Consider the following 12,178-nt stretch of genomic DNA (forward strand, 5'->3'; position numbering starts at 1 on the left):
AACGGGCAGGGGGACCGGTGCTGTTGCGCAACGTCACACCGGACGACGTCGACGCCTACGTCCGTATGCGCTGCGATCCCGTCATGATGGCGGACCTCGGCGGACCCCTCCCGCGCGAGGGCATGCGGGACAAGGTCCTGCGGGACGCCCGGGAGGCGGCGGCGGATGTCGCCTGGATCAGGATGATCGTGCCGATGCCGGGCACGCCTGACGTGGTGGCGGGGACCGTGACCCTCTGGTCGCACGACACGGACGACGGGCCCGTCTCCGAGATCGGCTGGATGGTCCTGCCGGAGTTCCAGGGCCGGGGGCTGGGAAAGCGCGCCGTCCGGGCCCTGCTCGAACAGGCCCGGGACGAGGACCGCTGGGGTGTCGTGCACGCCTTCCCGGCCACGGGCAACGGAGCCTCCAACGGCATCTGCCGCTCGCTCGGCTTCCGGTTGCTCGGCGAACGCGAGGTGACGTTCGCCGACCGGATCCTGCGAAGCAACCACTGGGCCGTCGACCCTCGCGTCGATCTGACCTGACATCAGGGCTGCCGGGCAGGGCGCGGGCGGGTCACCGCGGGACGCGGACCACGCCCTCCTGGATCACCGACACCGCCAGCTGCCCGTCCTGCGTGTAGATACGGGCCTGACCGAGGCCGCGCCCGCCGTGCGCCGACGGCGACTCCTGGTCGTACAGCAGCCACTCGTCCGCGCGGAACGGGCGGTGGAACCACATGGCGTGGTCCAGGGAGGCGCCGACCACGTCCCCGACGGCCCAGCCACCCCGGCCGTGCGCGAGCAGGACGGAGTCGAGAAGGGTCATGTCGGAGACGTACGTGGCCAGGACGACGTGCAGGAGCGGGTCGTCGGCCAGCTTGCCGTTGGTGCGGAACCAGACCTGGGAGTGCGGTTCGCGGGGCTCGCCGAACCTGCCGTACGGCGGCTCGTCGACGTAGCGGAGGTCGACCGCCTGGCGTGCCTCCAGGAACCTCTCGACGACCGCCGGGTCGAGATGGTCGTACCCGCGCAGGCGCTCCGCCGAGGTGGGAAGCGACTCCGGGTCGGGCGCGGGCGGCATGGCCGCCTGGTGGTCCATGCCCTCCTCGTGGAGCTGGAAGGAGGCCGACAGGGCGAAGATCGGCTTGCCGTGCTGGACGGCGACGACGCGGCGCGTGGTGAAGGAACGGCCGTCGCGCATGCGCTCGACGTTGTAGACGATGGGCGCGCCCGGGTCGCCCATGCGCAGGAAGTACGCGTGGAGGGAGTGGGCATGGCGGTCCTCGGGGACCGTACGCCCGGCGGCGACCAGCGCCTGGGCCGCGACCTGACCGCCGAAGACGCGCGGGACGACGGCGGAGCGGGACTGGCCGCGAAAGATGTTCTCCTCGATCTGCTCAAGATCGAGCAGATCGAGGAGACCCTGTAGTGCCTGGTTCATGGCACCTTTTCTACTGTCCGGTAATTTCCGGGACCTTACAGGCCCATGTCCTTCGCGATGATCGACTTCATGATCTCGCTGGTGCCGCCGTAGATGCGGTTGACGCGGTTGTCCGCGTACAGGCGGGCGATCGGGTACTCGTTCATGAAGCCGTAGCCGCCGTGCAGCTGCAGGCAGCGGTCGATCACGCGGTGCGCGACCTCGGTGCAGAAGAGCTTCGCGGACGCGGCCTCGGCCGGGGTCAGCTCGCCGGCGTCCAGGGCCTCCAGCGCGCGGTCCGCGACGGCCTCGGCGGCGTCGACCTCGGCCTGACAGGCCGCCAGCTCGAACTTGGTGTTCTGGAAGGAGGCCACCGACTTGCCGAAGACGGTGCGGTCCTGGACGTACTCCTTGGCGAACCGGACGGCCGCCTTGGCCTGGGCGTAGGCGCCGAAGGCGATGCCCCAGCGCTCGGACGCCAGGTTGTGGCCGAGGTAGTAGAAGCCCTTGTTCTCCTCGCCGAGGAGGTCCTCGACCGGGACCTTCACGTCGACGAACGCCAGCTCGGCGGTGTCGGAGGTCTTCAGGCCGAGCTTGTCGAGCTTGCGGCCGACGGAGTAGCCCTCGGACTTGGTGTCCACGGCGAACAGGGAGATGCCGTGGCGGCGGTCCTCGGCGCTGGGCGCGTCGGTGCGGGCGCAGACGATCACACGGTCGGCGTGGACGCCGCCGGTGATGAAGGTCTTGGCGCCGTTGAGGACGTAGTGCGTGCCGTCCTCGGAGAGCTTGGCGGTGGTCTTCATGCCCGCGAGGTCGGAGCCGGTGCCCGGCTCGGTCATCGCCAGCGCCCACATCTCCTCACCGGAGACGAACTTCGGCAGGAAGCGCTTCTTCTGCTCGTCGCTGGCGAGCATCTTGATGTACGGCAGGCCGAGCAGCACGTGCACGCCGGAGCCACCGAACTGGACGCCCGCGCGGGAGGTCTCCTCGTACATCACCGCCTCGAACTTGTACGAGTCGATGCCGGCGCCGCCGTACTCCTCGTCGACGCGGATGCCGAAGACGCCGAGCTCGGCGAGCTTGTAGTAGAAGTCGCGGGGCGCCTGGCCCGCCGCGAACCACTCGTCGTAGACCGGGACGACCTCGGCCTCGATGAAGGCGCGGATGGTCTCCCGGAACGCCTCGTGATCCTCGTTGAACACCGTACGGCGCACGCCGCCCACCTCCACCGGTACATGTCTAAGCGCTTGCTCACTCAACCGTACCGGCGAGTATCCACAGGCGTCCAGGGGTCAAGGTCCGTAACGCTCGTCACTCCAGGACCTCCTAGCGGCGCTCCTCGGAACCGGCCCCGACCGGACGCCGCCGCTGCCCGCGTCCCGCCCGCAGCAGCCGTACGCCCACGAACGCCAGGGCCGCCACGGCCACGACCGCCAGGATCACCTTGGAGTAGAGGCCGACCATGTCGGTGACCTCGTGCCAGCGGGCGCCGAGCGCGTAGCCGGCGGCGATGAAGGCGGTGTTCCAGATGAGGCTGCCCGCCGTGGTGAGGGCGAGGAACACGGAGAGCCGCATGCGCTCGACTCCCGCCGGTATCGAGATCAGACTGCGGAAGATGGGCACGAAGCGGCCGAAGAACACGGCCTTGGTGCCGTGCCGGAGGAACCAGGCCTCGGTCCGTTCCACGTCCGCGGCCTTCACCAGCGGCAGCCGCGCCGCCACCGCGATCAGCCGGTCCCGGCCGAAGAGCGCGCCGAGGAGGTACAGGGCCAGTGCACCCACCACCGAGCCGGCCGTCGTCCAGGCAACGGCACCGACGACGTCCATCCCGCCGTGGCTCGCCGTGAACCCCGCCAGCGGCAGGATCACCTCGCTGGGCAGCGGCGGGAAGAGGTTCTCCAGGGCGATGGCCAGTCCGGCGCCCGGACCGCCCAGCTTCTCCATGAGGTCGGCGGCCCAGCCGGCGACTCCGCCGACGGGTGCGTCGGCTGCAGCAGCGATGATCACGCCGCCACTTTACTAAGTCTTGACCTAAAGGCGGCATGAGCACAGGGGCCCCGGGACGGCTCACGCCATCGGACGGCTCACGCCACCCCGGCCGCGCCGAACGCCCCCCGCGCCATCCGGTGCAGCAGCTCCGCCGTGACGCCGCGTCCCGGCAGCGACCCCGGCCGCCCCAGATGCGGGGTCGAGTTCAGCAGCCCGAACACCGAGTGCACGGCCGAGCGGGCCGTCGGCTCGGTCAGTTCCGGGTACACCTCGCGCACGATCTCCACCCACAGCTCGACGTACTGCCGCTGGAGCTGCCGCACGAGCTTGCGGTCGCTGTCGCGGAGGCGGTCCAGCTCACGGTCGTGCAGGGTGATGAGGGGACGGTCGTCGAGGGCGAAGTCGATGTGCCCCTCGATGAGGGAGTCGAGGACCGCCTCGGCCGGCACGCCGTCGGCCTCCGCGAGGCGCCGTTTCGCGCCCGTCAGGAGCTGGCCGCTGATGCCGACCAGCAGCTCGGCGAGCATCGCGTCCTTGCCGGCGAAGTGCCGGTAGAGACCGGGGCCGCTGATGCCCACGGCGGCGCCTATCTCGTCCACGCCGACGCCGTGGAAACCACGCTCGGCGAAGAGCCGCGCGGCCTCCTTGAGGATCTGCTCGCGGCGGGTGGGGGCGTCGGTTCTGGTGGCCATGGAAGCAATTCTAGACAGGGAGGTTAGCGGTCGTTAACCTGAAGGAAATGCGTTAACGCTCATTAACTGGTCGACCACTGGTGAGGGGACCGCAGGATGCACGAGGCACCGGAGCTTGCGAGCGCGGCAGATCCCGCGTCGGAGGCCTGGCGGGCCAACGAGGAGGCCCATCGGGCGCTCGTGGAGGAGCTGCGCGGCAAGCTGGCCGCCGCCCGGCTGGGAGGCGGTGAGAAGGCACGCGCCCGGCACACCGCGCGCGGGAAGCTGCTGCCGCGCGACCGCGTCGACACCCTTCTCGACCCCGGCTCCCCCTTCCTGGAGCTCGCTCCCCTCGCGGCCGACGGCATGTACGAGGGCCAGGCCCCGGCCGCCGGCGTCATCGCCGGGATCGGCCGGGTCAGCGGCCGGGAGTGCGTGATCGTCGCCAACGACGCCACGGTCAAGGGCGGCACGTACTACCCGATGACCGTGAAGAAGCACCTGCGCGCGCAGGAGGTGGCCCTGGAGAACCGCCTGCCGTGCCTGTACCTCGTCGACTCCGGTGGCGCCTTCCTGCCCATGCAGGACGAGGTCTTCCCGGACCGCGAGCACTTCGGGCGGATCTTCTACAACCAGGCCCGGATGTCCGGCGCCGGGATCCCGCAGATCGCGGCCGTCCTCGGGTCGTGCACGGCCGGTGGCGCCTATGTCCCCGCCATGAGCGACGAGGCCGTCATCGTCCGCGACCAGGGCACGATCTTCCTCGGCGGCCCCCCGCTGGTGAAGGCCGCCACCGGCGAGGTCGTCACGGCGGAAGAACTCGGTGGCGGCGAGGTCCACTCCCGGGTGTCCGGCGTGACCGACCACCTCGCCGAGGACGACGCGCACGCACTGCGGATCGTGCGGGACATCGTCGCCACCCTCCCCGCGCGCGGGGCGCTCCCCTGGGAGGTCACCGCCGCCACCGAACCGAAGGTCGACCCCTACGGTCTCTACGGCGCCGTCCCCGTCGACTCCCGCACCCCCTACGACGTACGCGAGGTCATCGCGCGCGTGGTCGACGGCTCCCGTTTCGCGGAGTTCAAGGCCGAGTTCGGGCAGACCCTCGTCACCGGCTTCGCCCGTATCCACGGCCACCCGGTCGGCATCGTCGCCAACAACGGCATCCTGTTCTCCGAGTCCGCCCAGAAGGGCGCCCACTTCATCGAGCTGTGCGACCAGCGCGGGATCCCCCTGGTCTTCCTCCAGAACATCTCGGGCTTCATGGTCGGCAAGGACTACGAGGCGGGCGGCATCGCCAAGCACGGCGCCAAGATGGTCACGGCCGTGGCCTGCACGCGCGTGCCGAAGCTGACGGTGGTGGTCGGCGGCTCGTACGGCGCCGGGAACTACTCCATGTGCGGGCGCGCGTACTCGCCCCGCTTCCTCTGGATGTGGCCGGGCGCCAAGATCTCCGTCATGGGCGGCGAGCAGGCCGCCTCCGTCCTCGCGACCGTCAAGCGGGACCAGTTGGAGGCGCGGGGCGAGGACTGGCCGGCCGAGGACGAGGACGCGTTCAAGGCGCCGATCCGGCAGCAGTACGAGCGCCAGGGCAGCGCCTACTACGCGACGGCCCGCCTCTGGGACGACGGCGTGATCGACCCGCTGGAGACCCGTCAGGTGCTGGGCCTCGCCCTGACCGCCTGTGCCAACGCGCCCCTGGGTGAGCCCCAGTTCGGCGTCTTCCGGATGTGAGGGGGACTGTGACGATGACGACGACAATGACGACGACGCAGACCATGTTCGACACGGTCCTCGTGGCCAACCGGGGTGAGATCGCCGTCCGCGTGATCCGTACGCTCCGCTCGCTGGGCGTGCGCTCGGTGGCCGTCTTCTCCGACGCGGACGCCGACGCGCGCCACGTCCGGGAGGCGGACACGGCGGTACGGATCGGTCCGGCGCCGGCCGCCGAGAGCTATCTGTCCGTGGAGCGGCTGCTGGAGGCGGCGGCCCGCACCGGTGCCCAGGCCGTCCACCCGGGATACGGCTTCCTCGCGGAGAACGCCGGCTTCGCGCGCGCGTGCGCCGACGCCGGGCTCGTCTTCATCGGACCGCCCGCCGACGCCATCTCCCTCATGGGCGACAAGATCCGCGCCAAGGAGACGGTGAAGGCGGCCGGGGTGCCGGTCGTCCCGGGCTCCAGCGGCAGCGGGCTCACGGACGTCCAACTCGCCGACGCCGCCCGCGAGATCGGCATGCCCGTGCTGCTCAAGCCCTCCGCCGGCGGTGGCGGCAAGGGCATGCGGCTGGTCCGGGACGCGGCCGTGCTGGGCGACGAGATCGCCGCCGCCCGCCGTGAGGCCCGCGCCTCCTTCGGCGACGACACCCTCCTCGTCGAGCGGTGGATCGACCGGCCCCGGCACATCGAGATCCAGGTGCTGGCGGACGGCCACGGCAATGTCGTCCATCTCGGCGAGCGCGAGTGCTCCCTGCAGCGCCGGCACCAGAAGGTCATCGAAGAGGCGCCGTCCGTCCTGCTGGACGAGGCCACGCGCGCGTCGATGGGCGAGGCGGCGGTCCAGGCGGCGCGCTCCTGCGGCTACCGGGGCGCGGGCACGGTGGAGTTCATCGTGCCGGGCGGCGACCCGTCCTCGTACTACTTCATGGAGATGAACACCCGCCTCCAGGTGGAACACCCGGTCACCGAGCTGATCACGGGGCTGGACCTGGTGGAGTGGCAGCTGCGGGTGGCGGCGGGCGAGGAACTGCCGTACAGGCAGGACGACGTCACGCTCACCGGGCACGCGATCGAGGCCCGCGTCTGCGCCGAGGACCCCTCCCGCGGGTTCCTGCCGTCCGGCGGCACGGTGCTGCGGCTGCACGAGCCCCAGGGCGACGGCATCCGCACCGACTCCGGGCTCAGCGAGGGCACCGAGGTCGGCAGCCTGTACGACCCGATGCTGTCCAAGGTGATCGCGTACGGCCCCGACCGCGCCACCGCGCTCCGCAAGCTCCGGGCCGCCCTCGCGGAGACGGTCACGCTGGGCGTGCAGACGAACGCCGGGTTCCTGCGGCGGCTGCTCGCGCATCCGGCGGTCGTCGCGGGCGAGTTGGACACGGGGCTGGTGGAGCGCGTGGTGGACGAGCTGGTCTCCACGGACGTACCGGACGAGGTGTACGAGGCCGCCGCGGCCGTACGCCTGGACGCGCTGCGGCCTCGCGGTGAGGGGTGGACCGACCCGTTCTCCGTGCCGAGCGGATGGCGGCTGGGCGGCGAGCCCAGGCCCGTCGGCTTCCACCTGCGGATCACCGAGCCCGTGGAGTACACCCCGCGCGGCACCCACTCCGTCACGGACGACCACGTGGCCGTCACCCTCGACGGCGTCCGCCACACCTTCCACCGCGCCGCCCTGCCGGACGGCACCTGGCTGGGCCGCGACGGCGACGCCTGGCACGTGCGCGACCACGACCCGGTGGCCGCCTCGCTCACCGGGGCCGCCCATGCGGGCGCCGACTCGCTCACCGCGCCCATGCCGGGGACGGTGACGGTGGTGAAGGTCGCCGTCGGGGACGAAGTGGCCGCCGGGCAGAGCCTGCTGGTCGTCGAGGCGATGAAGATGGAGCACGTCATCTCCGCCCCGCACGCCGGCACGGTCGCCGAACTGGACGTCATGCCGGGCACGACGGTCGCCATGGACCAGGTCCTGGCCGTCGTCACCCCGGTGGAGGAGGACTGATGACGCTGCCCATGACGGTGCCGGCCCAGGGCCTGCCCGCCCGTGTACGGATCCACGAGGTCGGCGCGCGCGACGGCCTGCAGAACGAGTCGGCGACCGTGCCGACCGAGATCAAGGCGGAGTTCGTCCGCCGCCTGGCCGACGCGGGGCTGACGACGATCGAGGCCACCAGCTTCGTCCACCCCAAGTGGGTGCCCCAACTCGCGGACGCCGAGCGGCTGTTCCCGCTGGTCGGCGGCCTGGAGGGCGTACACCTGCCCGTCCTGGTCCCCAACGACCGGGGCCTGGACCGCGCCCTGGCGCTCGGCGCCCGACGGGTCGCCGTCTTCGCCAGCGCGACCGAGTCCTTCGCGAAGGCCAACCTGAACCGGACGGTGGACGAGGCGCTGGCCATGTTCGAGCCGGTGGTGACGAGGGCGAAGGCGGAGGACGTGCACGTCCGCGGCTATCTCTCGATGTGCTTCGGCGACCCGTGGGAAGGCGCTGTCCCGGTCCCCCAGGTCGTCCGGGTCTGCAGGGCGCTGGTCGACATGGGCTGCGACGAGCTGAGTCTCGGCGACACGATCGGGGTGGCCACCCCGGGACACGTGACGGCTCTCCTGACGGCACTGCGGGAAGCCCGCATCCCGGCGGCAGCCGTGGGCGTCCACTTCCACGACACCTACGGCCAGGCACTGGCCAACACCTATGCCGCCCTCCACCACGGCGTCACCACGGTCGACGCCTCCGCGGGCGGCCTCGGCGGCTGCCCGTACGCCAAGTCCGCCACCGGCAATCTCGCTACCGAAGACCTCGTGTGGATGCTTCAGGGCCTCGGCATCGACACCGGGGTCGACCTGGACCGTCTCGTCGCCACGAGCACGTGGATGGCCGAACAACTGGGCCGACCCAGCCCGTCCCGCACCGTCCGAGCCCTCTCCCACAAGGAGCAGTGAACTGCCATGGACCACCGTCTCTCCCCCGAACTGGAGGAACTCCGCCGCACGGTGGAGGAGTTCGCCCACGACGTCGTGGCGCCGAAGATCGGCGACTTCTACGAGCGTCATGAGTTCCCGTACGAGATCGTGCGGGAGATGGGCCGCATGGGGTTGTTCGGCCTGCCGTTCCCGGAGGAGTACGGCGGTATGGGCGGCGACTACCTGGCACTGGGCATCGCGCTGGAGGAACTGGCCCGCGTGGACTCCTCGGTCGCCATCACGCTCGAAGCGGGCGTCTCGCTCGGCGCCATGCCGATCCATCTCTTCGGCACGGAGGAGCAGAAGCGGGAGTGGCTCCCGCGGCTGTGCTCCGGCGAGACCCTCGGCGCCTTCGGGCTGACCGAGCCCGACGGCGGCTCGGACGCGGGCGCGACCCGGACGACGGCCCGGCTCGACCCGGAGACCGGCGAATGGGTGATCAACGGCACCAAGTGCTTCATCACCAACTCCGGCACGGACATCACCGGGCTGGTCACGGTGACGGCGGTGACCGGCCGCAAGCCGGACGGCAAGCCGCTCATCTCGTCGATCATCGTCCCGTCCGGCACCCCCGGCTTCACGGTCGCGGCCCCGTACTCCAAGGTCGGCTGGAACGCCTCCGACACCCGTGAGCTGTCCTTCGCGGACGTCCGGGTCCCGGCGGCCAATCTCCTGGGCGAGGAGGGCCGTGGCTACGCCCAGTTCCTGCGCATCCTGGACGAGGGCCGCATCGCCATCGCGGCGCTGGCCACCGGCCTGGCGCAGGGCTGCGTCGACGAGTCGGTGAAGTACGCCAAGGAACGCCACGCCTTCGGCCGCCCCATCGGCGCCAACCAGGCCATCCAGTTCAAGATCGCCGACATGGAGATGAAGGCCCACACGTCCCGCCTCGCCTGGCGCGACGCGGCGAGCCGCCTCGTCGCCGGGGAACCCTTCAAGAAGGAGGCGGCCCTGGCGAAGCTGTACTCGTCCACGGTCGCCGTGGACAACGCCCGGGACGCCACCCAGGTCCATGGCGGCTACGGCTTCATGAACGAGTACCCGGTGGCCCGGATGTGGCGGGACTCCAAGATCCTGGAGATCGGGGAGGGCACGAGCGAGGTGCAGCGGATGCTGATCGCGAGGGAGTTGGGGCTGGTGGGCTGATTTCCGGAACGGGGACGCCCCGAGGTGAGCGAGGCCCAATGACCCTTGATTGCAAGGGAATTGGGCCTTGCGGGCTGGCACACATCCCGCACAACCCGCGCACAGCTTCGATCACAAGGACCCCCACCCCTGGACATCAGCTCAGGTTAGGCTAACCTACCTTCGAATTGTCCGGCGGGCGATCCGCCCTGTTCGAAAGCAGCGTAGCCATGCCCAACGCCAGAGCCACCCACCTCACCCGCCGCGGCATCCTCGCCGCCGGTGGCGCCCTCGGTCTCGGGGCCGTGCTCGCGGCCTGCGGAGACGACGACGCGAAAAGCGAGGGCTCCAGCGAGGCCACGACCGCTGCCAAGTCCGGTCCCTGGACGTTCAAGGACGACCGCGGCACGACGGTGAAGCTCGACAAGGTGCCGACGAGCATCGTCGCTTTCACCGGTGTCGCCGCCGCCCTCTACGACTACGGCATTCCGGTCAAGGGCGTCTTCGGCCCGACCACGACCCCCGACGGCAAGCCCGACGTCCAGGCCGGCGACCTGGACGTCAGCAAGGTCACCGTCCTCGGTAACGCCTGGGGCAAGCTCAACGTCGAGAAGTACGCGGCGCTCGCTCCCGAGGTGCTCATCACCACGACGTTCGATGACGCGGGCACCCTCTGGTCCGTGCCGGAGGAGTCCAAGGACAAGATCGCCCAACTCGCCCCGAGCGTCGCCATCTCCGTCTACAACCGCCAGATCACGCAGCCGCTGCAGCGCATGTGGCAGCTGGCCGAGTCGCTCGGCGCGGACATGAAGGCCGACAAGGTCGTTCAGGCCAAGAAGGACTTCGAGGCCGCCGCCGCCCGGCTGCGTGCCGCCGCGAAGGCCAAGCCCGACATCAGGGTGCTGGCCGGTTCCGCCGCGGACACCATCTTCTACGTGTCCGGCACCAACTTCTCCATCGACCTTGAGTACTTCAAGGCCCTCGGCGTGAACTTCGTCGAGCCGTCGGAGAAGGCCAAGGCGAAGTCCGGCGGCTGGTTCGAGGACCTGAGCTGGGAGAACGTCGACAAGTACCCGGCCGACATCATCATGATGGACGACCGCTCCTCGACGATCCAGCCGGCCGACATCACCGAGGCGACCTGGAAGAAGCTGCCCGCCGTCAAGGCCGGCCAGGTCATCTCCCGCTCCCCCGAGCCGATCCTGTCCTACGACAAGTGCACCCCGCTTCTCACGAGCCTCGCCGAGGCCATCGAGAAGGCCAAGAAGGTCGCGTAGGCGCTCCGCCGGGAGAGCCGGTTCAGCGCCGTAGGTCCACCGCACCGTGGTGAACTGCGCGTCCGCCGTGGCTGGTCGCGCCCACGCGGCGGAACCGCATATGAGCACAGTCCCGCGCCCCTTCGGGGCGCGTCACCTCAGGAGCACATATGACTACCGCCGTAGCCGCCCCGTTCCGTTTCTTCTCCCTCCAGGTCGTACGGACGAGGCGGCTCGGGCCGTCCATGGTCCGGGTCACCTTCGGCGGGGACGATCTGCAGTACTTCCTCTCCGACGGGCGCGACCAGTCCCTGTCGCTGTTCCTGCCGCATCCGGGGCAGAGCGAGCCGCAGGTTCCCCTCGAACTCGGTGACGGCTGGTGGCAGGGATGGCGGGAACTCCCCGACGATGTGCGGGCCGTGATGCGGTCGTACACGCTGCGGGCGCTCCGCCGCAGCCCCGACGAGATCGACATCGACTTCGTTCTGCACACCCCGGCGGGCCCCGCCTCCGCGTGGGCCGCTCAAGCAGGCCCCGGCGACCCGGTGTTCCTGCTCGGGCCGGCCATCGCCGACAACCGGGCGATCCGGTTCCGGCCGGCCGACGACACCGACCTCGTGGTGATCTGGGGCGACGAGACCGCCGTGCCCGCCGTCTCCGCCATCCTCGAAGCCCTGCCGGCCGGCACCCGTGCCCGGGTGTGGCTGGAGGTGCACGACGCCGGGGACATCCAGGACCTGGTGACCGAGGCCGACGCCGAGATCACGTGGCTGGTCCAGGAGGAAGCCCTGGACGCCGTCCGAGCCGCTCAACTCCCGCCCGCCGAGCACCCCTACGTCTGGATCGCGGGCGAGTCCGGCCGCGTCAAGGCGCTGCGCCGGCACTTCGTCGCGGAGCGCGGGGTGGACCGGCGTCGAGTCACCTTCGTGGGGTACTGGAGGCAGGGGATGAGCGAGGAGCAGCTGCGCGAGCAGGCGTAACTGCCGCCGAAAGCAAGGCGATCGGGCACCTACCGCGACGTAAGTGATCGCAGTCACCCTTGAGGCCACCCTGATCCAAAG

General features: G+C 70.7%; 11 protein-coding genes. 7 read left to right on the forward strand and 4 right to left on the reverse strand.

The genetic code is table 11. The features are described 5' to 3' along the window. Window positions 1–17: 17 nt before the first annotated feature. A complete protein-coding gene (locus ABIE67_RS17760) occupies window positions 18–527 on the forward strand; it encodes a GNAT family N-acetyltransferase (protein WP_370258374.1) in 510 nt (169 codons plus the stop codon). 31 nt (window positions 528–558) lie between these two features. Here the strand turns inward: ABIE67_RS17760 and tesB are convergent, their stop codons facing one another. The 4 genes from tesB to ABIE67_RS17780 all read right to left on the reverse strand — a co-directional run bounded on the left by tesB (window position 559) and on the right by ABIE67_RS17780 (window position 4,085). Further along, on the reverse strand, window positions 559–1,425 hold the full coding sequence (gene tesB, locus ABIE67_RS17765; RefSeq protein WP_370258375.1) for an acyl-CoA thioesterase II: 867 nt from the start codon (window positions 1,423–1,425) through the stop codon (window positions 559–561). A 35-nt stretch (window positions 1,426–1,460) separates the two neighbouring features. Beyond that, window positions 1,461–2,618, reverse strand: a complete 1,158-nt coding sequence (locus ABIE67_RS17770) for an acyl-CoA dehydrogenase family protein (RefSeq protein WP_362382812.1) — start codon at window positions 2,616–2,618, stop codon at window positions 1,461–1,463. A 112-nt stretch (window positions 2,619–2,730) separates the two neighbouring features. Continuing rightward, on the reverse strand, window positions 2,731–3,348 hold the full coding sequence (locus ABIE67_RS17775; RefSeq protein WP_370268683.1) for a DedA family protein: 618 nt from the start codon (window positions 3,346–3,348) through the stop codon (window positions 2,731–2,733). Window positions 3,349–3,488: 140 nt separating this feature from the next. Continuing rightward, window positions 3,489–4,085 (reverse strand): TetR/AcrR family transcriptional regulator, encoded by a 597-nt coding sequence (locus tag ABIE67_RS17780; protein WP_370258379.1) that lies wholly within the window; start codon window positions 4,083–4,085, stop codon window positions 3,489–3,491. A 96-nt stretch (window positions 4,086–4,181) separates the two neighbouring features. On the opposite strand from ABIE67_RS17780, the gene ABIE67_RS17785 reads away from it, so the two are divergent. From ABIE67_RS17785 to ABIE67_RS17810, 6 genes are all read left to right on the forward strand, one after another. Next, window positions 4,182–5,798, forward strand: coding sequence for a carboxyl transferase domain-containing protein (locus ABIE67_RS17785; RefSeq protein WP_370258382.1), 1,617 nt, complete (start codon window positions 4,182–4,184; stop codon window positions 5,796–5,798). Between the two features lie 44 nt (window positions 5,799–5,842). After that, window positions 5,843–7,780, forward strand: a complete 1,938-nt coding sequence (locus tag ABIE67_RS17790; protein WP_370268685.1) for an acetyl-CoA carboxylase biotin carboxylase subunit — start codon at window positions 5,843–5,845, stop codon at window positions 7,778–7,780. Further along, window positions 7,780–8,715 carry a hydroxymethylglutaryl-CoA lyase gene (locus ABIE67_RS17795; protein ID WP_370258386.1) on the forward strand — a complete coding sequence of 312 codons (936 nt, stop codon included), beginning with the start codon at window positions 7,780–7,782 and terminating at the stop codon, window positions 8,713–8,715. The genes ABIE67_RS17790 and ABIE67_RS17795 overlap by 1 nt, the downstream gene beginning before the upstream one ends. A 6-nt stretch (window positions 8,716–8,721) precedes the next feature. Beyond that, complete coding sequence (locus tag ABIE67_RS17800) at window positions 8,722–9,882, forward strand: acyl-CoA dehydrogenase family protein (protein ID WP_370258389.1); 1,161 nt, start codon at window positions 8,722–8,724, stop codon at window positions 9,880–9,882. Between the two features lie 209 nt (window positions 9,883–10,091). After that, on the forward strand, window positions 10,092–11,138 hold the full coding sequence (locus ABIE67_RS17805) for an ABC transporter substrate-binding protein (protein WP_370258391.1): 1,047 nt from the start codon (window positions 10,092–10,094) through the stop codon (window positions 11,136–11,138). Between the two features lie 149 nt (window positions 11,139–11,287). Beyond that, entirely contained in the window at window positions 11,288–12,097 is an 810-nt protein-coding gene (locus ABIE67_RS17810; RefSeq protein WP_370258393.1) for a siderophore-interacting protein, read from the forward strand. Window positions 12,098–12,178 lie beyond the last annotated feature (81 nt).

This window comes from Streptomyces sp. V4I8 (assembly GCF_041261225.1).
Lineage (GTDB): Bacteria > Actinomycetota > Actinomycetes > Streptomycetales > Streptomycetaceae > Streptomyces.